The sequence below is a fragment of the Hamadaea sp. NPDC051192 genome (genome assembly GCF_040682475.1).
GTDB lineage: Bacteria > Actinomycetota > Actinomycetes > Mycobacteriales > Micromonosporaceae > Hamadaea > Hamadaea flava.
Genome location: NZ_JBFBAZ010000138.1, coordinates 1 through 20,657 on the forward strand (window position 1 = coordinate 1; position 20,657 = coordinate 20,657).

23 protein-coding genes and 1 tRNA gene are annotated in these 20,657 nt (G+C 65.9%); 8 read left to right on the forward strand and 16 right to left on the reverse strand.

All coding sequences use genetic code 11. The features are described 5' to 3' along the window. Window positions 1-147 precede the first annotated feature (147 nt). The 6 genes from AB0M47_RS35120 to AB0M47_RS35145 form a co-directional block, all read right to left on the reverse strand. Entirely contained in the window at window positions 148-972 is an 825-nt protein-coding gene (locus AB0M47_RS35120; RefSeq protein WP_363421829.1) for a sigma-70 family RNA polymerase sigma factor, read from the reverse strand. Between the two features lie 569 nt (window positions 973-1,541). Continuing rightward, window positions 1,542-2,246 (reverse strand): GAF and ANTAR domain-containing protein, encoded by a 705-nt coding sequence (locus tag AB0M47_RS35125; RefSeq protein ID WP_363421832.1) that lies wholly within the window; start codon window positions 2,244-2,246, stop codon window positions 1,542-1,544. A gap of 50 nt (window positions 2,247-2,296) precedes the next feature. After that, complete coding sequence (locus tag AB0M47_RS35130) at window positions 2,297-3,049, reverse strand: GAF and ANTAR domain-containing protein (protein ID WP_363421833.1); 753 nt, start codon at window positions 3,047-3,049, stop codon at window positions 2,297-2,299. Between the two features lie 151 nt (window positions 3,050-3,200). Next, the gene (locus AB0M47_RS35135) at window positions 3,201-3,413 is read right to left on the reverse strand and encodes a hypothetical protein (protein WP_363421835.1); all 213 of its coding nucleotides are present in this window, start codon (window positions 3,411-3,413) and stop codon (window positions 3,201-3,203) included. Between the two features lies 1 nt (window position 3,414). After that, window positions 3,415-3,543 carry a hypothetical protein gene (locus tag AB0M47_RS35140; RefSeq protein WP_363421837.1) on the reverse strand — a complete coding sequence of 43 codons (129 nt, stop codon included), beginning with the start codon at window positions 3,541-3,543 and terminating at the stop codon, window positions 3,415-3,417. A gap of 302 nt (window positions 3,544-3,845) precedes the next feature. Beyond that, window positions 3,846-5,078 carry a glycosyltransferase gene (locus AB0M47_RS35145; RefSeq protein ID WP_363421839.1) on the reverse strand — a complete coding sequence of 411 codons (1,233 nt, stop codon included), beginning with the start codon at window positions 5,076-5,078 and terminating at the stop codon, window positions 3,846-3,848. Between the two features lie 266 nt (window positions 5,079-5,344). On the opposite strand from AB0M47_RS35145, the gene AB0M47_RS35150 reads away from it, so the two are divergent. Further along, window positions 5,345-5,542: a hypothetical protein gene (locus tag AB0M47_RS35150; protein WP_363421842.1), complete on the forward strand. Its 198-nt coding sequence runs from the start codon at window positions 5,345-5,347 to the stop codon at window positions 5,540-5,542. 95 nt (window positions 5,543-5,637) lie between these two features. Here AB0M47_RS35150 and AB0M47_RS35155 read toward each other — a convergent pair whose 3' ends face one another. After that, window positions 5,638-5,901 carry a hypothetical protein gene (locus AB0M47_RS35155; protein WP_363421844.1) on the reverse strand — a complete coding sequence of 88 codons (264 nt, stop codon included), beginning with the start codon at window positions 5,899-5,901 and terminating at the stop codon, window positions 5,638-5,640. A 360-nt stretch (window positions 5,902-6,261) separates the two neighbouring features. Between AB0M47_RS35155 and AB0M47_RS35160 the strand changes: the two genes are divergently transcribed. Continuing rightward, entirely contained in the window at window positions 6,262-6,732 is a 471-nt protein-coding gene (locus AB0M47_RS35160; RefSeq protein WP_363421846.1) for a DUF5994 family protein, read from the forward strand. Between the two features lie 543 nt (window positions 6,733-7,275). On the opposite strand, the gene AB0M47_RS35165 is transcribed toward AB0M47_RS35160, so the two are convergent. After that, window positions 7,276-7,734, reverse strand: a complete 459-nt coding sequence (locus AB0M47_RS35165; protein ID WP_363421848.1) for a hypothetical protein — start codon at window positions 7,732-7,734, stop codon at window positions 7,276-7,278. A 286-nt stretch (window positions 7,735-8,020) separates the two neighbouring features. Between AB0M47_RS35165 and AB0M47_RS35170 the strand changes: the two genes are divergently transcribed. Beyond that, entirely contained in the window at window positions 8,021-9,271 is a 1,251-nt protein-coding gene (locus AB0M47_RS35170; protein WP_363421850.1) for an EAL domain-containing protein, read from the forward strand. Window positions 9,272-9,382: 111 nt separating this feature from the next. Here the strand turns inward: AB0M47_RS35170 and AB0M47_RS35175 are convergent, their stop codons facing one another. Then, window positions 9,383-9,805 (reverse strand): ATP-binding protein, encoded by a 423-nt coding sequence (locus AB0M47_RS35175; RefSeq protein WP_363421852.1) that lies wholly within the window; start codon window positions 9,803-9,805, stop codon window positions 9,383-9,385. Between the two features lie 300 nt (window positions 9,806-10,105). On the opposite strand from AB0M47_RS35175, the gene AB0M47_RS35180 reads away from it, so the two are divergent. From AB0M47_RS35180 to AB0M47_RS35190, 3 genes are all read left to right on the forward strand, one after another. Beyond that, window positions 10,106-10,435: an STAS domain-containing protein gene (locus AB0M47_RS35180; protein ID WP_363421853.1), complete on the forward strand. Its 330-nt coding sequence runs from the start codon at window positions 10,106-10,108 to the stop codon at window positions 10,433-10,435. Window positions 10,436-10,571: 136 nt separating this feature from the next. Then, window positions 10,572-10,733 (forward strand): hypothetical protein, encoded by a 162-nt coding sequence (locus AB0M47_RS35185; protein WP_363421855.1) that lies wholly within the window; start codon window positions 10,572-10,574, stop codon window positions 10,731-10,733. Window positions 10,734-10,987: 254 nt separating this feature from the next. Beyond that, window positions 10,988-12,043 (forward strand): acyl-CoA desaturase, encoded by a 1,056-nt coding sequence (locus AB0M47_RS35190; RefSeq protein ID WP_363421857.1) that lies wholly within the window; start codon window positions 10,988-10,990, stop codon window positions 12,041-12,043. Here the strand turns inward: AB0M47_RS35190 and AB0M47_RS35195 are convergent. The 4 genes from AB0M47_RS35195 to AB0M47_RS35210 all read right to left on the reverse strand — a co-directional run bounded on the left by AB0M47_RS35195 (window position 12,034) and on the right by AB0M47_RS35210 (window position 17,006). Beyond that, window positions 12,034-13,455, reverse strand: coding sequence for a glycoside hydrolase family 130 protein (locus AB0M47_RS35195; protein ID WP_363421859.1), 1,422 nt, complete (start codon window positions 13,453-13,455; stop codon window positions 12,034-12,036). The two genes, AB0M47_RS35190 and AB0M47_RS35195, sit on opposite strands and share 10 nt — an antisense overlap. A gap of 50 nt (window positions 13,456-13,505) precedes the next feature. Then, entirely contained in the window at window positions 13,506-14,465 is a 960-nt protein-coding gene (locus tag AB0M47_RS35200; protein WP_363421861.1) for a glycosyltransferase, read from the reverse strand. A 56-nt stretch (window positions 14,466-14,521) separates the two neighbouring features. Then, entirely contained in the window at window positions 14,522-15,775 is a 1,254-nt protein-coding gene (locus tag AB0M47_RS35205; protein WP_363421863.1) for a glycosyltransferase, read from the reverse strand. A 1,158-nt stretch (window positions 15,776-16,933) separates the two neighbouring features. Next, window positions 16,934-17,006 (reverse strand) — tRNA-Lys (locus AB0M47_RS35210). Between the two features lie 369 nt (window positions 17,007-17,375). Here AB0M47_RS35210 and AB0M47_RS35215 point away from each other — a divergent pair. After that, window positions 17,376-18,122 carry a hypothetical protein gene (locus AB0M47_RS35215; protein WP_363421865.1) on the forward strand — a complete coding sequence of 249 codons (747 nt, stop codon included), beginning with the start codon at window positions 17,376-17,378 and terminating at the stop codon, window positions 18,120-18,122. Then, the gene (locus AB0M47_RS35220) at window positions 18,038-18,646 is read left to right on the forward strand and encodes a site-specific integrase (RefSeq protein ID WP_363421867.1); all 609 of its coding nucleotides are present in this window, start codon (window positions 18,038-18,040) and stop codon (window positions 18,644-18,646) included. Before AB0M47_RS35215 ends, AB0M47_RS35220 begins: the two co-directional genes overlap by 85 nt. A gap of 86 nt (window positions 18,647-18,732) precedes the next feature. Here the strand turns inward: AB0M47_RS35220 and AB0M47_RS35225 are convergent, their stop codons facing one another. The 3 genes from AB0M47_RS35225 to AB0M47_RS35235 form a co-directional block, all read right to left on the reverse strand. Next, window positions 18,733-18,990: a DUF4873 domain-containing protein gene (locus AB0M47_RS35225; protein WP_363421869.1), complete on the reverse strand. Its 258-nt coding sequence runs from the start codon at window positions 18,988-18,990 to the stop codon at window positions 18,733-18,735. An 84-nt stretch (window positions 18,991-19,074) separates the two neighbouring features. Next, on the reverse strand, window positions 19,075-20,241 hold the full coding sequence (locus AB0M47_RS35230) for a tetratricopeptide repeat protein (protein ID WP_363421871.1): 1,167 nt from the start codon (window positions 20,239-20,241) through the stop codon (window positions 19,075-19,077). Next, window positions 20,228-20,657, reverse strand: a 430-nt coding sequence (locus AB0M47_RS35235) for a hypothetical protein (RefSeq protein ID WP_363421873.1), incomplete at its 5' end; no start/stop codon positions are given. The genes AB0M47_RS35230 and AB0M47_RS35235, both read right to left, overlap by 14 nt.

Genomic DNA, 20,657 nt, shown 5'->3' on the forward strand with positions numbered 1-20,657 from the left:
CAACAGTCATGCCGAACCGAAACGCGACTTCGCCACCAAATCCAAGATCCGCTCACCCGATTACCTGGCCAACGTTTCCTGCTGAGCCACTAGCCTGATCGCCATGCGCGGCGGGTGTCAGACGCTGCAGGATCGAGTCTCGGCTGCTCAGGCTTCAGACACGATCGCGGTGCGCAAGGCGTCGATCGCGCGATCCAGCAGCCGCGAGACGTGCATTTGGGAGAAGCCGATGCGGTCTGCGATCTCGCGTTGACTCAGGTCGTCAACGAATCGAAGGCGAACTATGGCCTGTAGTCGTGTCGGCAGCCGGGCCACCTGCGTGCCGAGAGTGCATTGATCGAGCACGCGTTCCAGGTCGTCGTCTAGTTGACCCAATCCCAGACCGAGCTCGCGGTCGTTTCGGCCACCCATGGGTGCGTCCAGCGACCGCGTCCGGTAGGCCAGCATACCCTGCATGCCATTGCGAATGTCCGTTTCGGGCAGATGAAGCTGAATTGCCATATCTGAGATAGTTGGGTGCCGGCCCAGCATCTGCGTAAGCAGCGGGAGGACGCGACTCATCAGTAGGCAGAGTTCTTGCGTACGCCGGTCGACCCGCAGGTTCCAGCCCCTGTCACGGAAGTGCTTCTTGAGTGCTCCGAGAATGCAGGGCTGGGCATACTGTGAGAAGGGGACGCCACGTGCCGCGTCATAGCGGTCGGCGGCTGTTACCAGCTCGAGCATTGCTACCTGGCTCAAGTCGTCGAGTTCTTCGCCTCGACCGGCGAACGAGCGCGCTAGCCGCATCGCCAACGGCATATGCGAGGCGATCAAGTCCTCGCGTTCCGGGGCATCTTTGGAACTTGCCACAATCGATCGTCGGGCAAGGAGTGGCGCCTTCGGTGGCGCAGCGTCGGCAACGGCTGGAATGGAGTCGAAGCGCGGTGCCGAGGCAGCCTGCCGGCGCTGTACGCCGAAGCTGGTGGGGCCCATGGACGTTCTCCCTCGTCGGGTGCGCGGGAAGGCGGTGCCGCCAGGGTCCGGGACAGCTGTCGTGTCGTCTGGAGCCTACGCTGAGATCGAGGAAAGGCAACTTTTGCATGCCGTTGGGGGTGCCGGTCCGGCGTCGGCCAGATCCTCTGCCACGTCAACGAATTGGCAGTAGCCTGGGTCAGCTATGCGCCACCGCGTTCTCGGAGATCGGCATAGCCCGACGAAAGTTCGGCTCCGCCTGCCAACGGAGCAGCGTCTACACGCGTCCGCACCGACCTGAGCGAGGAAGCTTGCCAGCGGCCGGGACCCACGACACCCAGGGCGGGTCATATCTCACCACATTGTCAGTAACCCGCCGACGCCGACACACGCGAGGCGAGGCTATGGCAGCCTACGGGAGGAAGGCGGTCGGCATCGCATACAGCGGTCCAAAGCGTGCCGGCCGCGTCCGACCGCCGCGGCGCCTAGGAGTTGACGGTCCGAAGCGGATTCATGACAGCAGGAACGCCAAACCGTCAAGCAGTGACGCCGACGTGGCCGGCGACTTCCTGACCGCAGGCCGCAACACGCTAACGATGCGTGTGGAGCAGCTCCGGGATGCTCGACGGGTCGGTAGTGATGGTGCGCGCCAGGTCGCTCAGGCGGAGGTTGTGGCTTCGGCTGAAGCTACGAATGAGTGCGAACGCCTCATCGACGCTTACCCCGCGAGCTTGTGCGATCACTCCCTTGGCCTGCTCGATGACGATGCGGCTGTTGAGCGCCCCCTGCAGCTGCTCGGTGAGCAGCTCCCCCCGGCGGATGGCCCGCTCTTGGAGCAGCCCGATAGCGGCGACATCGGCCAGAGCCTGAACGATCTCCACATCGCTGTCAGCCAAGCGTCCACCGACGTCGGAGCTGAACACGTTCATCGCGCCGATGCGTTCGGCGCGTAGCCGCAGCGGGAACGCATGAACCGATTGGAATCCCGCCTGCACTGCACGGGGGGCGAACTGGGGCCACCGATCCGTGGCGCGTTCGAGGTCGACGTTGATCACCGGCGTGCCGCTGCGATAAGCTTCCAGGCACGGGCCTTCCTGGTTTTGCACCTGAAACAGCTCCAACAGCTTGACGCTCTCCTCGGAGGCGGCCATGAACTCCAGCCGACCATGCTGGTCGGCCAGCAGTAGCCCGACCGGTGAGGCGTCCAAGAGGTCCGCTGTGCGGCCGGCGAGTAGCTGTAGGAACTCAATCAGGTCGAACTCGTCGACGAGCGTGTCGGCGACCTCGACGAACACTGGCGCTAGCCGTTGTGCTGAGACCGTGGACAAGGCGACCTCCTCCATTCCTAACTCAAGCGGTTCGTTGTTCCTGGCGGCTGCGGGTCGGAGCTGAAAACGAGGCGACGCGCGACTACATCGGCTGCCACGTCGGCCAGCCGCTGGTCATGGGTGAAGGCGTACGCGCGCAGCCGAACCATAGCCTCGGCGAGGCTCACGCTCAGCTGCACCATGACCATTCCCTGGGCCTGGAACAACTCTGCCCGTGCCCCCAGCGGATCCCCCAGGCCGTCGCCAGCACCGACTCGACCGAGGCCACGCTGCCCGTCGAGCACGGTCGCCACGGCAACATCGGCGAAGGTGAGCGCGAGCGACAGCTGGGCCGGTGTTAGCATCCCCCTCCATCCGCGAAACACGTCCATCACGCCTAGCCGGGCGGCGCCGATCTGCAGCGGGAACGCGAACACCGCGCGTACGCCGAGGGAGTGGACCGCCTCCGCGTACACCGGCCACTGCGTCATCGTCCGATCGGAGATGTCAGGCACCAGCACTGGCCGCTGCAGCCCGTAGGCTTCAACACAGGGACCTTCGCCCAGGGTGAGTTGTAGTTCCTCCAGCCGCCCGGTTGCCGGGTCGGAGGCCGCCGACACGGCTCGCAATCCCTTTGCCGCCATGACCGTCAGCCCGGCGCCGGACGCGGCCAGCGCCCGCCCAGCGGCGCCACACAACCGGCGTAAGCCGCCAGCCATCCCTGGCTGATCGTCGCTCGCCCTGGGCTCGTCTCGGATAAGAGCTTCCACATGCGCGTACCGATCGACCATGCCATCACCCGCGCCGAGCTATGGCATCGACCCAAAGCGATTCTGCTGCGGTTGAATGATGTCTCGTCAGCTGCATCGCTGTCACCCTCGCCTGATCTCTGCCACCGAGCAGGGCAGCAGGCACGGAGTCAGGCGCCCAGTCTCCGCTGTCTCACCTATCCTGGGTGATCTCAGTCGGGTCGGTCCGCCTCGTCGGCTGTTGTTCGGTCAGCGTCTCGGGGTCGATTCCCAGCATGTCGAAAAGGCTGGCGTTGCGGTGGACGTCGATGTCCTCCGGCATCGTCCGGTCGACCCAATCGGCACGCTCGGTGAGGCCGCGGTTCAGAAGGACGGCGACGATCAGCGATTTGCGTACCATTGCCAACCTACGACCTGGGCAGATTGACGGGCTTGTCGACCTTCTGGGCGGCCTTCTCGGCCTTGGTGGCTCGCTTTTCCTTGAGGCTCTTGCCCAGCTTCTTGGCGCTGGATTTGTGCGGAGACTTGTCGGGCATGGCGACTCCTGACATTGGGCGAAATGGTTGCCTTGTCCCAGGGGTCGGCAGCCATGGCACGTTCGGGAGCCGGTCCTCAAGACGCCAGCTAAGAGTGATGCTGGCTTTCGTTGCGAGTGTACCCCGCTCAGGGTCGATAGGCCCGCAACGAGGTGTGCCTGGGCGCGACCGGACTGGTCTGCTGGGTGGGGCAGTTGTGGAGGTGCGGCGTCGGCCGGGCCGTCTGCTGGACCCGACCGGTCGTCCTGTCATTTTTCCCGGCTCAGTGGGGCTATCTGCCAGTTGCGTATGATTCTGATCGGTCAGCGGTCCGCTGGCCGGCGTAGCAGCACGTTGACCAGCTGGCGGTATTGCCCGGCCGCCGTCGTCCAGTCCAAAGCGGGTGCCAGCGCCGCATTGCGGTCGGCCATGTTGGTGCTCAGTCGTTGATTGGTGATGATGCGGGTCAGCGCGTCGGCGATCGTGGCCGGCTCGGTGGCGACGATGCCTCCTCCGGTGTCCGGCAGGATCTCCGTCGCATATGGGAAGCCGTTGGCGACGATGGGCCGGGCCGCGGTGATCGCGTCGGCAAGAATCGCGGAGGCTGTGCGGTCGGCTGGACTCTGGGGCAGCAGGATGACGTCGGCCCGCTGGGCTAAATCGCTGAGCCGCTCGGCGTGCAGTGGGCCGATCTGCCACTCGACCGTGTCGGCGATGCCGAGTTCGTCGGCCAGGGTCAGCAGACTGGCGCGATAGGCGTTGGCCTGCGATCTGTCGAGGGCTGGGTCCAGGGGGCCTGCTACGCAGTAGTGCACCGGCGGGTCCACTGCTCGAAGCTGTGCGACGGCGCGCAATCCGAGTTCCACGCCGCAGTCGGGTCCGAGCAGGCCCCACGTCAGAATGCGGGGTCTGTGGCGGGGACGGATGCTCTGATCCGGGCGCACGAAGCTAAATTCTGCTCCGTGCTGGATCTTTATGAGCTTGCGGGGCTCGACGCGGTATTCGTCGAGCAGGATTCGGCGTCCGGTCTCCGACATGGTGACCACTGCGTCGGCGGACGTGGTGAGCATTTCGATGATGAATCGGCGGCGCGCGCTCGGCTGTGGGTGCAGGTCGTGAATGATCACCACCACGGGGACGGTGATCCACTGCAGAACGTCGAGGATCTGGTCTCCCTCCGTTCCACCGTAGACGCCGTCCTGGTAGTGCACGAGGACCGCGTCGTTCTGGCTGAGTACCGCGGCTGCCGGGCGGCTGCCTGCCGAGGTGGAGTTCAGCTGGTGCACCACCTCGGGAGGGTTGACATCCATGGTCTCACCGGCGGTGACGACCGTGATCGAAGTGTTCGGCCGGTCGAGGAGCATCGCCTGCCGAAGGTGGGCGGAGAACGTGGTCACTCCATCTCGGTCGGACGTGTAGGCGCCCAGCATGCCGATGGATGTCGCCGAGATCGGGGCTGTGGTGGATCGAGGGGCGAACATGCTCGCCAGGCGGCTGTCGGGCATGGCTTGGCCGGCGTACGCGGACATGGATGGTGAGCGGTCGGTGTGGGACACGGAGATCTCCGAACGCGTTGGCCGAGACGGCGTCGGAAGTTGCGCGACACGGGTGGTCATCCCCACGCGGATCTATGTCGGCCGCGGTTGCCGCCGTTCCTCGCCCTGCCGGAACCGGAAGATCGTGGTGCCGCGGACGCGGCGCCGAATTCCCGGAGTTGGCTCCAGCGTACAACCGGCCCGGCGAAGAGCGGAGGATGATCTTGGCTGGTTCGTGGCTGAGTGTGTGCCACTGGTAGATTAATGCGTATCGAATAGGAGTCGCCGTGACCAGAACGCCGAGTGACGCCGATCTGCGGGCGGTGCTGATTGCCTTGATCCGCCGTGCGGGCGGAGAGGTGGAGATCTCCAACGCGGAACTGTATGACGCCATGCTGCCGGATCTGGGCATGCGCGCCGGAGGCTTCGCCGTCGAGGAGATTGCTGACGGTATTCGCCTGGTCCTGACGGACGAGCACCCGTAACCCGATGGGCTGCGGCTCGGTTCGCTGGGCTGTAGACCGCGTCCGCGGCGCCGCCATTGCGGCTGACACGAGATCGGCGGTGCCAGGCGACCGGCCTAGCTGAACAATGACTGCGGCGGGCGCCTGTCCCAGGGATTGGCCGGGGTGGTGGTCGTCGGCCCGGACGCCTGCGCGCGGTCGCCGAAACGATCATGGTGGAAGTCGAGGCGTTCGTTCTCCTCGAGCATGCTGACCCGGTTCCACATCGCCCCGGCCGCCGTCCACCAGGTTCCGTCGGTCTTGGCGAACGTGCTGATCGTCGCCGACATCGGCGTCACGAGACCAAGCCGCCAGCGGGCCATCATGGTTTCGTGAGTCATCTGCAACAACGCGCTGACATCGAGACACGCAGAACGATCATCGGGCATAGGGGCACGTCCTTATGAAGTTGCCACCTTGCCCTAACCATGCGCCAAAGTCCCCGGCCCTGCAAACCGGGCGGTAGAGACGAATGTGAGATTCGTGCGATTCTACGCTTGAGGGCGGATCTGCCGCGGCTGACCTCGTCCGCCGAGCGGTTGGGGAGTACGGTTGAGATAGATCCGGATAACGACACGTTCCGATTGAGACGTCTGCCTTACCGGCACGACGGGAGCGGTGACACAGTGTCAGTACGTGTTGGTCCCCCGAACTTGTCGGGCCTTGTCCCAGCATCTGCCCTCGGTAGGCTTCGGCTGTATATGGATCCAGCCGGCTCCTCACTCGATCTTCTCGACGGCGCTTGGTGGCCCCGCTCCACCGACGTATCGGTGGAGCTGCCTGAGCTGGTACTTGGGCTTGACGGTCTCCACGGGGAGGTCGTGTCTGTTCTGCTGGGTGCCGACGGTTGGCAGCCCGGGCCGGCGAAGGTACGCGTCGGGCGTCGATCGATCGCCGTGAGCTATTTCGCCAGCCAGCCGGCTAGCCTGCTTACGGCGTTGTGCGCACACGGCGACCGAATCAATCTTCTGGTAGTCAAACCGCAGACCGGCGAGGTCGACGCCGCGGCCGCGATGCTACGGGCAGCCACAATTGGCAGCCGTATGACGTCGGCGTATCGAACGGCGGTCCGCGTGCGGTCCGGGATGGAGGATGCGCTGCGGGCCGTCGATCGATGGGGGGGCGAAGGTGGGCATCTGGGAGCGGTGGTGCCGAGGCGTGCCGGAGCGTAGGGTCGGATTGATCCCGGACCGACGACATCCAAACTGAGGTGCCTGCCACGCGGGCGAAAGTCAGGAGATGCCGTGTCGAGGGGACGCCGTGATTCGAGTGTGTCTAGCCAGTCGGCGAGGCCGGGCCTGCACCGGCTGGCCGGGCAAGCAGCGTTCAGGCCTCGCACGCGTGCAGTGGTCGTATGCGTGGTGGTCTGTTGGCTGGCTCGGTGATGATGATGCTCGCAGTGCTCGTGCTTGCCTAGGTTGCGGACTGGCTGCCACGACGACGTTGCAACTGGAGGGGCTGGGAAGCCAGCTTCGAAGGCCGTCCCCTACGGCCGACTAGAATGTGGGTTCGGCGGCCTTGCAGTCGGGCTCAAGGCCGGGCCGGATTCGGATGTAGACCCGGGGCTGCACAGGTCGAGCATCCGGCCCGAGGAAGGCGCTTCGAACCGTCGCGCGGCACTGGCCAGGCGATGGCGAGCGGACGACATTGGCAGGTTCATCTGCCGCGCTAGCCCGCAGGAGTGTCGCCGTGCGAGCCGGCAACGCGCTGACAGGCTACTGCTGGGAACCGGCTGCCTGGTCAACTCGTCGCCGGAACTCCGGATCGGTCCGATAGACGAGCAACATCGCACGTACCCGGGCGGCCGCCGCGACGCCGTCGAACTCCCGCAGGGTTCGCAATGCGGCGTCCTCTTCGGCACTAAGCCCGACGGTGAGCCGCTCCACTCGCCTGGTGTCGTGGTGTGTGCCCCTCGTTGAGGTGGTAGCGGCTGTCGCAACGTCGGTGAACCCGCACCGAAAGTCATGGCCGTGCCGATCGGCGAGCGTTCGCAACGCGATGCCCAGTAGCGAGGCATGACCGGGGCTTCGTTCGCGCCAGCGCTGGCCATCCTCGGTGGCTAGCCATGCATGGGCCATGCGGCGGCCGGCTTCGTATTCTTCGGAGGTTCGCAGGGGCTCCGGCTCATACGCGCGATGGTTTGTCGTCGGCGGAAGGTGGCTGGAGATCGTCACGGCTGTGCGGATTACCCGTGCCTGATCCGCATGAAACCTCTTGCGCTCGTTTGGACGACTGACATCGGCAAGCTCTTGTGCTCGCGCGTCGTCCGAGGTATGCGCACGCCGCGACCCTCTTCAGGCGCAGCGCCCACGCTCGGCAGGCCTCGCCACTGGAAGCCGTATCAGAAGCCGGGGCAGTGGTCGTCAGGCGTTCGCCTACGGCCCTTGGCCGGCCGGGGATATGATCGAAGACTAGAGATCGTAGCGGATGTGCGGTGACTATGCGTCAGTGGAGGCGGCCGTGACGCTGGCGCTGTCGGCCGGTGACGAATTCAGGGCTCTGCTCGCCGAACGCGCCGTCAAGCCGGTCTTCCAGCCCATCGTCTCGCTCGACGACCAACGGCCGGTCGGGTTCGAGGCATTGGCTCGCGGGCCCGAGAAGAGCCGTCTGTTCATGCCTGAGGCCCTGTTCGCCGAGGCTGAGCGGTGCGGTGCGAGCGCCGAGCTTGATTGGGTGTGCGCTACTGCCGCGTGCGCCGCGGCCTTCGACGCGGGCCTGTATGGCGTCCCCCTGTTCGTCAACCTCGACCCGGCCACGTTCGGCACTTCCTGCCCGCCCGATCTGCTGCCAGTCTTCGAGCGCGGGCTCCAGGAACTGGACCTCATCCTGGAGATCACGGAACGTGCCATCGAGGACCCCGCCGCTCTTTTGCACGCGGTAGTCGGCGCACGTCGGGTCCACAGCCGCATCGCGCTCGACGACGTCGGCGTCAACCCAGCCAGCATCGGCATGATCTCTGTGTTGTCCCCCGATGTGATCAAATTCGATCGCGCCATGATCCAGGCCTCTGCACCGTCGTGGGCGCGGAACTACGTGATCAACGCGGTGCTGTCCGAGGCACAGGTCACTGGTGCCGCGGTGCTGTGCGAGGGTATCGAGACGCATGAGCATCTGGCGGCCGCCCGTGCCATGGGCGCGACCCTGGGTCAGGGTTGGCTGTTCGGCCGGCCTGGGCCGCTCCCGGACGAGATCGAACTGTCGGCTACTTCGCTGCCCCGGGTCAAGCCCTACCCCGAGGCCGCGCGCACCCCCTTTGACGCGGTGCGTGACAGAGCGCGTACCTCGAGGATGAGCCTTCCCATGCTCGCCCCGATGAAAAGCTTGCTGGAGGACGTCGCCCTGCACACCGGTGCCGCCCACCTGCTGTTCGCGGCGCTGCCAGAGTCGGCTGCCTTCGACGACGAGTCGATACAGTCCTACACCCGCATCGCCCAGCGCGGCGTGACCGTGGCTGTGTTCGGGCCGAACCTGCCCGCCCGCTTCGGATCCGGCGTTCAGGCCGTATCTCTGTCCCCGGAGGACCCTGTAGCCGCCGAGCACGCCGTCATCACCGTGGGCAGCTACTTCGCCGCAGCGCTCATCGCACGACCGTCCGAGCCCGAGGACGACGTGCCGGCTGAGCCACCACTGTACGATGTCGTTCTGACCTACGACCGCAGGCTCGCGATTGAGGCATTGCACACTCTCGTCGACCGGCTTCCCCGGCCGTGACTACAAGCGGCAGTCAGGGCGCGAGCGGTCGTCTTCGCGCGGTCGCGCTGCGATGTAACTGGGAAGTGGGACAGCTGATCGCGCACCGACGAGATGCCGTCTGGGGCGATGTCATGCGGGCGGACGGTCAGGAGATGAGCCGAGATCAGCTCGAGCCGGGTGTGGGGCCAGGCGTACCCAGACGTGTTTGCCGCCGTGGTGGCTGTCCACGCCCCACCGCTCGGCGAGCATTTCGATGATGATGATGCCTCGGCCGCCCTTAGCGTCTGGCTCACGCCGTTCTGGCAGGACTGCCGAGCCGTCAGCGGCCGTGATGGTGACCCGCTGATCGCGGCACTCTGCGGTCAGCTCCAAGCAGCCACCTCCGTGACGCACCGCGTTGGTGACCAGTTCACTGACCACGACGCTGGCAGCCTCCAACCAGCCTCGGTCGGTGAAGCCCCAACCGACCAAGATGGGAGTGACGGCCGTGCGAGCCACCCTCGGCGCCCACTCGTCGAGCGGAAGATCGATCCTCGCGTTCAGCACCGCCATACCGCTATATCCCCTTGCGACGGGTATGCCCGCTATTGGGCATACCTGGTGCGATCTGGTCGTACCCTGCCGCACCAGCGCATACACCTGCGTAGCCAACGCGGCTGGCGCGATGTCTGCGCGAAGGCAGCGTTGGACCGCGCCGACGTGAGCCGACGGCTCGGGCGGGTCCACACAGCGTAGATCAGCCCGGCCGATGACGACGCTGACGCCGATCGGCAGGCGACCCCCGTTAAAATCGTCAAAGATACGGGCACACGCAGCCTGCCGCAGGGCAGGCGAGCAGACGGGAGGTGCGCCATGAAGCAGATGTCACCGCTGTCGATCAACGCACATCCTCCGATCGACGGTTGCCAGGTTCTGGCCGTCGCCGGCGAGATCGATCTCGCTACTAGTCAACAGCTGCGTAGCGCTATCGAGAAGGCCCTGAACCGAGCCCGCTTCGACCGCCTCGTCATCGACCTGGAGCACGTCTCGTTCTTGGACTCCACGGGAATCCACACGTTGATGACGGCGCGCGACTGGGCCGCCGGCCGGGGCGTAACCCTCAAGGTATCCAAGGCGCACGACATGGTGAAGACGGTGTTGGCCATGACCGGCGTCATGCCTGAACTCGTCGGCGATCGGTAACGGATCGATCCGCGATTCGCGCAAGCGGCGGCGAAACCTCGGATGTACTGACGGGGTCGGGACAATTCGGCCCCGAGCTGTTCGCGCGTGTCCAGTGCCGGGCACCATTGCCATGTGACTTGGCTCGCGTCGGCTCATGTCGTGGACGCACCCCGCGACCGCCGACGCGCCGCGGGGCGGCCGTCTCATGGCGGCGGCCGCCCCGCCCTTGTCTGCGACGAACATCGCGGCGATCATCGCCACCGGCACCGTCGTGGTCCAGCGTCATCGCGTACGCGGCCGGGCGTCCCGCCGGTGATGCGCGCAGCGGCGTCGACTCGACGCCCCGGCCAGCGCCGACGAGTCCATCGCCCGCACCGGCCTGAGGACTGCACCCACACTCCGTGCCGCCGACTGCGCCAGCAGATCAGCCAGGGGGCCGTTGAGCGACTCGGGAGCCATGACGACGGAATCTGTGCTGGTCGGCGTGATGCGGACAACCGAGTACGCTGCAATCAAACGTGGCTCTAGACCTGGCGACGTCGGCCTGACGATCAACCAGAGGAGAGCCCGATGACCACTTCCAGCGTCACGGCTGTGCAACCGCGGCGTGGCAGCGATTTCGCCGTCCTATTGAATCAGGTACGCCAGGCTGGCCTGCTGCGCCGCGCGCCGGTCTACTACACGTTGCGGATCGCGTTCACGGTTGCCCTACTGGCGGCAGGCTGGGCGGTCTTCGCCGTCGGCGGGAACTCGTGGTGGCAGCTTCTGACAGCGGCCTTTCTGGCCGTCGTGTTCACCCAGCTCGGATTTCTCGGTCACGACGCCGGTCATCGGCAGGTCTTCCGAACCCGGCTCGCCAACGAGGTAGCCGGTCTCCTGCTGGGCAACCTCGCGATCGGGCTGGGCTTCGGCTGGTGGGTGGACAAGCATCATCGCCATCACGCCCATCCGAATCAAGAGGGACTCGACCCGGACATATCCGGGGACGTCATTGTTTTCACCTCGGCGCAGGCGCTCGCCCGCCGACGCCGCTTCGGGGTGTTCTTGGCCCGCCATCAGGGGATTCTTCTGCTGCCCTTGATGCTGCTGGAGGGTGTCAACCTACATGTGGCCAGCGTTCGGGCGCTGGGCCGGCCGCACTACCGCAACCGTGCGGGGGAGGGGATGCTGCTGCTCGTGCACCTGGCGGCGTATCTCGGTGCGGTGTTCGTGGTCCTGCCGCCGGTTAAAGCCGTCGTGTTCATCGCGGTCAACCAGGGTCTGTTCGGGTTGTATCTCGGGTGTTCATTCGCTCCGAATCACAAGGGGATGCCGATTCTTGCCGCGGACGATTCCGGGGACTTCCTGCGGCGTCAGGTTCTGACGTCTCGTAACGTCCGTGGTGGGCCGCTGATCGGCATGCTGTTCGGCGGGTTGAACTATCAGATCGAACATCACCTCTTCCCGAGCATGCCGCGGCCGGCGCTGCGCCGGGCCCGGCCGATCGTCCGGGCGTACTGCGGGGAGATCGGCCTGCCATACGCCGAGACCAGCGTGTTCGGGTCGTACCGTCAGGCGTTGCGATACGTTCATCAGATCGGACGTGGCACGGCAGGCGCCGAGACGTCAGTGCGGGGTCAGGCTTGACCGCTGTGCCGGCGCATCTGCGCGAGGAGCGTGCCGAGTTCGACCTGGGCGAATGCGACGGCGGTGTCGCTGATGCCGTACGGGATGGTCAGGGTTCCGTCGTGCAGCAGTCCGCCGCATGAGTAGACGACGTTGGGCACATAGCCGTCGCGTTCCTGCATGGTGGGCAGCAACAGAGGTTCCGCGGTTTCGGCGAGAACGTGTTCGGGTTCGTCGAGGTCCAGCAAGATCGCTCCAATACCGTAGGTGCGCATGGGGCCGACGCCGTGGGTGAGCACGAGCCATCCGGCGTGAGTTTCGATGGGCGAGCCGCAGTTGCCGACCTGGACGAACTCCCACGGGTCGGCGGCCGGGCGCACAACGGGTCCGCGCTTCCAGAAATGCCCGTCGGCTGAGGTGGCCAGACTCAGGCTTTCGCGATCCCATCTCGACAGGGCGAGGTGACGTCCGCCGACCCGGCGCGGAAACAGAGCCAGGCCCTTGTTGCGTGCCGCTGGGCCGGCCAGGGGGCCGATGTCGTAGGACTGGAAGTCGCGAGTGGTCAGCCGGTGCGGCGTCACGTGGTCCCCGTCGTATGCGGTGTAGGTGCCGTGGTAGATGGCGGGTGCGTCGCCTTCGGCGAACCGCACCAGGCGCAGGTCCTCCATGCCGTGGCGTTCGGCTGCCGAGTGCGGCCAGATCAGTTGCTCGCCCAGCGGCGTCCAAGGGGGAAAGCTCACGCGATAGCGGCATGACGCGATGCCGCGAGCGTGGCGTGCCGCCTGCTGTACCGAATGCCGTGCCAGCAGGTGCGGGTGAAGGGCGGCCATCGCCTGTCCCAAGGCGTCTTCGCTGAACGCGGCCGGCAGCTCGGACAGGACCTGACTCGCGGTCGTGGGGTCGACGTCCAGGTCGTTGAGATGATCGAACATCATGGCTTTGAATGTGTCCCGGCCGGTCCGGATCCCCATAGTGAGGTGCGTCCCAGGGTCGTCCAGGGCGATCCCGCCGCTCCAGACGATGCCGGTGCGGAACTCTATCGACGACAAGTGGCCCTCGCCGATGGCGCGTACGCTCAGCACGAAACGGGCTTGGCTTTCGCGCAGGCCGGTTTGATCGGGATGGCGCACCATCGACGGACTGCACAACGCGGCGCCTTCCACCGAGAACTCGTGCGTCAGATAGGCGCCGAGCAACAGGCGCCTATCCCGGCTGAACTGGCCGGTGTCGTGCAGTCGAGCCGACACCAGCGAGACATGCCGTTCCAGGATGGCGTCGAGATCACGGTGGCGGTCGGCGAAGCCGCTACGGACGGCGGCGAGGCCGGCGGCTACGGCCCCATCAGTCATCTCCCGCACACGGTCGATCACCAGATGCACCCGTGACTGACTGTCAGAAGCCTCCTCCCCGGGCACGAACTGCTTGGCGATCACCCGGCGAGGATCTGCGGCAAGACGAAGTCCCAACCTGCGCGGCATTGGATTCACCCGCCGATCCCTTCCACGGTCCGCTCCAGTTGCAACGTGGAGATCAACGCCAGTGTCGACTCGGCGCCCTGGTTACGGCTCGGCGCGACGCGGCCCAGACCATCACAGCCGCCGCCGGTGTCGGCGTCGATCACGGGCTTGCCGAGGTCGTTGTCACCGCGAAACCAAGCGACGCACTGCCGCACACCGGCCGCCCAGACCGAGTCGCCGGAGATCACCAAGGCTCGGGCGAACGCGTCGGCCAACGCCGCCACCTCGATCGGCTGCTGGTCGAAACCCGGCCGTGGATCGCCAGCCGTCCAGCCGCCCACCGGGGTGACCGACAGGTGGTCTTCCACGGTTTCCATCCGGCGCAGCCACGACAACAGAGACATGCCGTGGTCGATGAGATCTGGGCGGTTCAGGTGCACGCCGGCCGCGAGCAGCACTTCGGGCAATACGGCGTTGGCGTAGAAGAGCCGCCGCTCCGGCCACGGCCACAGCCGGTCGCCGGCCGGAACGCCGATCGCGCGTGCAGCGTCGGCGAGCAACCTGCGGGCCTGACGGTGCTCGGGACGCACAGTGAGCACCTCGGCGGCGCCCAGCGCGGCGAAGGCCATCGACCGGCGAGACGGTGAACGATGGCCGGCGCTGATCTCGAACCGTGCCAACGACTCGTCGCGCAGCCAGGCATGCCGGCTACGGCCCGCGACGGTGCCTAGTCCCCATACAGCGCGCCCCCACCAGTCGCCCGATCCGGCGGCATCGTGCCAGCGCCGGTCGAATCCGAGCCGGTTGTGCACAGCCCCGGTATGGATCTGCGCATGCGCTACGAAAGCCAGGTAGCGCTCGCTGAGGCGCCGCAACTCTCGGCTTTGCGGGTCCTCACGCGCCAGAACCACCAGACCTCGGGCGACATCGTCGACACAGTATCCGTGATGGCGGCGCGGCGTCGCCCCTGAGGCATGCTCGAACAATCCGGTGGAATCGGACAGCCGAAGGAGATGGTCCCAGGCCGCCTGAAGCTGATCGCTCATCGGACAGGCCCGAGTGACCGGCGAAGCAGGCCGTCGAAGACCTGCCGATAGCGCCTGGCCACTGTCGGCCAGCTCACCGCAGTCGTCACCTTCGCATTGTGCGTCGACATCGCATCGGCCAGCCCAGGCTCGGTGAAGATCCTCGTGAGCGCCGCCGCGATCGCCTCCGGATCATCGTGCGGCACTACCAGGCCGCCCCGGCCGCCAGCAAGCAATTCGACCGCGTGCGGGAAAGCAGTCGACACAACCGGAACGCCCGCCGCCAAAGCCTCGGCCAAGACGCCCGAAGTGACCTGTTCCTGCGAATCGTAGGGCAGCAGCACAACGTCGGCCTGCGCAAGCAGGCGGCCGAGATGATCGGTGCTCAGATAGCCGGGGATGAAACGCACCAAATGCTGTACGCCAAGGCGCCCGGCGTGTTCCGTCAGGAAGCTGCGATAGCCCTCGCCATCGCGGGCGAACACCTTGGGATGGGTCTGCCCAGCCACCACATAGGTCGGTCGAGGCGTCGCCGGGTCCATGACCGACAGTGCGGCGATGCCCAGTTCGATTCCCTTGCCCGGGCCGAGCAGCCCCCAAGTCAAGATCACCGGCTGGGCTCCATCAGCCGGTCGGCGAACGTCCCTCCTGACCGGCGCAGCACCATGCGGAATGAGCATGATCTTGCCGGGTTCGGCCCGGTAATCGGCGAGTAGCAGCAGCCGGGCCGTCCGTGACATCGTCACCACCACGTCAACGGACTCGACCAGAGATTCCAAGATTCGCCTCTGGTTGATCGACGGGCGAGCCGGAACGGTGTGCGCGACCAGGACAATCGGCGCGCGCACCGCGTTGACGATCTCGAGGATCTGTTCCCCGTCGGCGCCGCCGTAGATCCCGAACTCATGCTGAATGATCACCATGTCGAACTGATTGAGCGCGTCAGCTGCTTCGTGGCTGTCCGCGACGGCCTCCCCGTCCAGCACGTGCGCCACCGCCGCATCGTCCGGACCAGCCGTCGTGGAGCCGATCCGCACTACCCCTACTGGCGTGTCCGGCCGGTCGGCGAGCAGACCCGACCGCAACGACGAGGCGAAACTGGCCAATCCACACTGTGTCGGCGGGTAGGTGCTCAGAATGCCGACCGAGCGGGCCGCCCCCGGCGCGATCGATGATCCATGGGTGAACCCGCCGCTCAGCCGCCGATCAAACGGAACCGACGGTGGTGTCGTGAGCTTGTCGGCAATAGGGACGTGCGCGGCCAGGTTCATGCCCAACTCCATATTCGTAGTCGCCGCCGGCGGCTGTTGACCTCCGGTCGCGTGGAAAACTGAATCGCCTCTGCGTGCAAGTGCGCGGTTCGGGTGGGCGATGGCGTGGACGGCGAATCCCGCGGCCCCGGTGCGCTGCTATGCCACCGATGCAGAGCCGGGTACGGCAACCAGCCTCGGTCGGACGGTCTGGCTAATCCCGCTCAAAAGTGACGGCAGCGCAACGCCGCAGGCCACGATCGGGAACGACAGCCTAGATGTCGTCGTGCGACTTCTGGGAACGATCGTCCAGAGCGAACCGAACTCAACCGCCCCAGACATCCCGAGCGTCTCCAGCCTAGCCCTTCAGATGGAACGGGCAACGGAGGCAACGTGCCGGATGTCAACGATTTTTGACGAGTCAGCATGGGCCACGTGGCCCGGCGCGAGCGAAACATGGAGACCTGGGGTGTCGGCCCCCAGCGACCAGCCCCTCCGGCCCTACCTGTCTGGCATGATCGATGCGCCTGACTCCTCCGAGCCGAGCATCATCATCGTGCTGGTTCAGGTGGTTCCGTTTGCTCTTGTGTGGCTGGTCCCATCGTGTCGACTTCGGTGGTCTGGCCTTGGCGTGCGGTGACCCGCCCGCTGGCTGGCGGTCTGACGTCGCCGTCAAAATCAACTACCTCGACTGAATAGCCGAGGTAGTCGAAGATGTCGCTGGTGTGAACGCGATAGGTGCGTCCAGCGCGGTCGAACGGGACAGGAAACGTGCCGGCGAGAATTTGCGTGCAGGCGAGTGTGCGCCTGATGCCAAGGAGGGCTGACCGCTGACAGCCGAGCACGGACGCGCCTTGACCTCGTATGCGGACATTCCTGACCGAGCTGCTGGAAAGGCGAGTCGTCTCGGATGACCGGGCGGCGAATTGCTGTCGGTCAGGCTGACAAGGACGGCGGCATCAAGCGCAGGTTCGCGGTTCGCGCCGACGGCGCTCAGTACAGCGGATTTCTTGTCCGCAGGTCCGGCGTGATCGACTTGGACGCGACCAGGAGAAACGTGCTGGCAGCCCCGCACATGGACCTGATGTGTGCTCCATGTGTGCTCGAATGCATTCGGACATCATGGACAAAAACAAAGCTGGGAACATAGCTCAGTGGCTATATTCCCAGCTCAGAGGGTGCGCCGCCAGGGACTCGAACCCCGAACCCGCGGATTAAGAGTCCGCGTAGATTAGCCCATGCTTCGCCGCGCGGCTGTCAAGAGCCGCTGTTTGAGACACTACGACCGTCGCACTCCAATGTCAACAGAGGAGCTTTGACCTGCGGTTTCGTCACCGGATCGGCGTACGCGGCGGCTCGGCGCTCGCTGAGGTTTGGATGACGGGGTTTGGCGCATGTGCCGCCGGGTGCCACCGCGTACCTTCCTGGTACATCGCATACGAGCACACGGCGAGCACACGGGTCCTTCTGCTCAGGCGTCGGCGTGTGCGTCGGCTGATATGGATCTACATCGGTTTGCCAGGATCTTTTCCGGTCAATCCAAGGCGCCCGTCATAGAGTGATTCGCCTGGTCAGTGTTTCTGTCACACCCCCGCAGAGGTTCGGCGAGGCGGTGAGAGTCATGGCCCCGATGGAGACCGGGGAACCGGTGGGCATCTACCGGCGGTGTGGCTGTAAGGATCCGGTCACGGGCCGGCGGTGGGGGAGCCGTTGCCTACGGCTGGCGGATGCAGGTCATGGGACCTGGTACTTCGCGGTGCAGGCGACCGATCCGCGCGGCCGCCGGGTCCGGTTGCGTCGCGGCGGCTACGCGTCGCCAGCCGCGGCGCGGGCCGCGCAGTCGGCGGTTGCCGATCATGACCTGCATGAGCGGTTCGGTGAAGTCGCCACGGTTCGCGACTGGCTGTATGCGTGGCTGGCCGCCATCGAGGGCAACGTCCGCCCGACGACCTGGCAGGCGTACCGGTCGCACGTCATCGAATACCTGTCGCCGGGAATTGGCCGCATTCCGCTGCACGAGTTGACCACAGGAAAGATCCAGCAGCTGTTCGAGGGTTTGGGGACGCGGGTCAACCGGTACGCCGAGCCGCTGGCTCCGGCGACGTTGCAGCGGATCCGGGCAACGTTGCGCCGCAGCCTCAACGTTGCCGTCCGTGAGCGAGTGCTCGAGCGGAATCCGGCGCTCGGCCTGGTCCTACGGCGGCGCGGAGGCCGCGGCCGACGGTGTGGTCGCATAATCGGGTCGAGGCGTGGCGTTTGGGTGGGTGGCGTCCCGTGGTTGGCGTGTGGAGCGTCGATCAGCTGGCCGAGTTCCTCGACGGCGTCGCAGACGATCCGCTGTACGCGCTGTGGCATCTGGCCGCCCTGACCGGCCTTCGGCGCGGGGAACTGCTCGGCCTGAAGTGGATCGACGTCGACCTCGAATCCCGGGAACTGACCGTGTGCCGGCAGCGCATCGAGATCACTGGGCAGCTCATCGACAGTCTTCCGAAGACCGACGCCGGAGTACGGACCATCGCCCTCGACCGTGACACCACCGAGGCGCTGGAACATCACCGGCCGTCGGACTGGTCCTCTCCAGCCGCTGACGGCTGCGTGTTCTGCTGGCCCGAGGGACGACCGTTGCGCCCGGACTGGCTCACCCACCGCTTTGCCGAGCTCATTAAGGCGCTGAAGCTGCCCCCGATACGGCTGCACGACCTGCGCCACGGTGCGGCCACCCTCGCCCTCGCGTCCGGCACCGACATTCGGGTCGTGCAGGAGATGCTCGGCCACACCAACTACGCCTTCACCGCCGATACCTACATCAGCGTGCTGTCCGCGCAGAGTCGGGCGGCGGCCGACAGGAGCGCCAAGGTTGTGCGTGCGCGGCGGGCGGGACCGCAACCATAAGCGGCACCCCCTCGGCTCAGCGACAGCCCGCCGATTTAGCGCTCGCGGCGGATATCGTCGACCGATGGTCTGCCCTCTGCTGTTGTTCACTCGAAGGGCGCTGGCCCGCTTCCAGAGAAGCTCCCGTCCGCCTGAAAAAGTGCCCGGCCTTCACGTCCGTCTTGCAGCCGCAGTACAACAGGAGTGGCAGCGTTGAATGCGTCCCACAGCGTCTGCCCATCGGCAACGCAGAGGCCGCTCCAGCGGCGCATGGCTCCGACGGGCTCGATCCGGGCTGCCAGGGTCACCTGGTGCTCGGTGCCGTCGGAGAGGACGAGTGTTGCCGGGCCGCTGTATGCCGTCATGGTCTGAGTGTGCGGGAGCCGTATGACGGTTCTGATATCCGCTGCTCGACGCGGCGTGGAGTTCCTGCCGGAGCCATCGGAGGGCTATGTGTGATTGTCCGGCTCCACGAGCCTTGCTTGGAGGGTTCGTTGCGGGGCGGAAAGTTCGGTGATCGCGTCGCGGAGTGCCTGAAAGATCAGACGGCTATGGGGATGGTCTGGCCCGAGGACGACCAAACTCAGCGCGTACGCCTTGCGCAGCGACACAACAGCTTCTGGCAGGTGGCGGGCCTTCTGCAAGGCAATCGCCAGGCCGTAATGCGAGGTTATGACGTCGGGATGGTTCGGGCCGAGCCGTAGCTCGCGATCGATCAGTGTCTGCTGGTGTGCGGCGATGGCTTCTTCCAGCGCCCCGGACAGGCTAAGGGCGGTGGCCAGGTTGTAGCGGGAGTTGAGGGTATCGCGGTGGTATGGGCCGAGAACGGCTTCGCGTGCGGCGATCGTCTGACGGTAGAGCTTGATCGCTTCGTCGAGCTGTCGGCTTGATGCGTAGGCGTATGCGAGGTTGTTCTGTGTGTTGAGGGTGTCGGGGTGGTCGCCGCCGAGGATGCGTGTGCGGTCGGCGAGGGCCAGCTGCAGCAGAGCGATCGCTTCGTGTAGCCGCCCGTCTGACTCGTAGGCGCTGCCGAGGTTGTTGCGCAGGGTGAGGGTGACGGCGTCGTCCGGGCCGAGCACCCGTTCGCTGGTGCGCAGTGTATGGGCGAACAGAACTATCGCGGCCTGGGTCTGACCGGCGGCTTCGAAGACGTGGGCGAGGTTGTTGCTGGCGGTGATGGTGGCCCGATCTTCTGTTCCGAGCGTGCGTTCGCGGTCGGCGAGTATGCGGCGGCGTAGCGCTATCGCCTCGCGTAGCCGGCCGTCGGTCTCAAGTGCGGTGGCCACATGTTCGCGGGCGGCGATGACATCCTCGTGATCTGTCCCCAGCTCCTTTTCGAGCTGGGTAAGCCAGCGCTGTCTGGCTGCCGAGTTCGGCTCCGCTGTGTGGATGGAAGCGGTGTGTATCTTCAGGTCGTACGGCAGTGCGGCAGGGGTTTCATTGTCGGGCGGAATGGTCGGGTAGCGCTGGTGCATCGCGTCGGGATCGGGCGCCCGTTGAGCGCCGCCGGCGATCAAGATGCGGGCGAGCCATCGCGGCACGGTGATCCGCAGCCACGGCCTTCGCGTTCTCGCGGCGACGATGATTCCGCCGACCCATCGGTCAGCCTTGGTCATGTGCCGTGCTTTCCGGTTTGCGTTCGGCGACCTCGATGCGTGTAAGTACGCCTCGCAGTACGGAGGGCGCTGAAGCGCCCATGATGAGGGCCGGCCATTCACCGGTGATCTGATTGTGTGCTGCTCCGGCGACCACGCCACCGATGATCAGGCCGATGGCGAAGACTGTCGCGTATGGAAAAGCGCCCATGCCGTTGTCATGCCACGGCCAGCGGTGACCGGCAGCGACGATCGACGACGAGAAGCTGATCAAGCCCGCTGAGATACCGCCCGCGATACCCCACGCCGCAGCCTGAACAAGGTCCATGCGAGCCAGGCTAATACGGCAGTCACGGTTCACCGGTTGAGCTGCGCGGATGCGCGAAGACAGCCACCGCCAGATCATTGAAAGTTGTGGACAAGTCAATAATGCGGGC

Coding starts and splice junctions, on each gene's coding strand:
- AB0M47_RS35180 (WP_363421853.1), top strand. CDS start 10,106: ATGAAGCAGATGTCACCGCTGTCGATCAACGCACATCCTCCGATCGAC.
- AB0M47_RS35175 (WP_363421852.1), bottom strand. CDS start 9,805: ATGGCGGTGCTGAACGCGAGGATCGATCTTCCGCTCGACGAGTGGGCG.
- AB0M47_RS35130 (WP_363421833.1), bottom strand. CDS start 3,049: ATGGTCGATCGGTACGCGCATGTGGAAGCTCTTATCCGAGACGAGCCC.
- AB0M47_RS35230 (WP_363421871.1), bottom strand. CDS start 20,241: ATGACCAAGGCTGACCGATGGGTCGGCGGAATCATCGTCGCCGCGAGA.
- AB0M47_RS35225 (WP_363421869.1), bottom strand. CDS start 18,990: ATGACGGCATACAGCGGCCCGGCAACACTCGTCCTCTCCGACGGCACC.
- AB0M47_RS35140 (WP_363421837.1), bottom strand. CDS start 3,543: ATGCCCGACAAGTCTCCGCACAAATCCAGCGCCAAGAAGCTGGGCAAG.
- AB0M47_RS35215 (WP_363421865.1), top strand. CDS start 17,376: ATGGCCCCGATGGAGACCGGGGAACCGGTGGGCATCTACCGGCGGTGT.
- AB0M47_RS35120 (WP_363421829.1), bottom strand. CDS start 972: ATGGGCCCCACCAGCTTCGGCGTACAGCGCCGGCAGGCTGCCTCGGCA.
- AB0M47_RS35155 (WP_363421844.1), bottom strand. CDS start 5,901: ATGACTCACGAAACCATGATGGCCCGCTGGCGGCTTGGTCTCGTGACG.
- AB0M47_RS35205 (WP_363421863.1), bottom strand. CDS start 15,775: ATGAACCTGGCCGCGCACGTCCCTATTGCCGACAAGCTCACGACACCA.
- AB0M47_RS35185 (WP_363421855.1), top strand. CDS start 10,572: ATGTCGTGGACGCACCCCGCGACCGCCGACGCGCCGCGGGGCGGCCGT.
- AB0M47_RS35160 (WP_363421846.1), top strand. CDS start 6,262: ATGGATCCAGCCGGCTCCTCACTCGATCTTCTCGACGGCGCTTGGTGG.
- AB0M47_RS35190 (WP_363421857.1), top strand. CDS start 10,988: ATGACCACTTCCAGCGTCACGGCTGTGCAACCGCGGCGTGGCAGCGAT.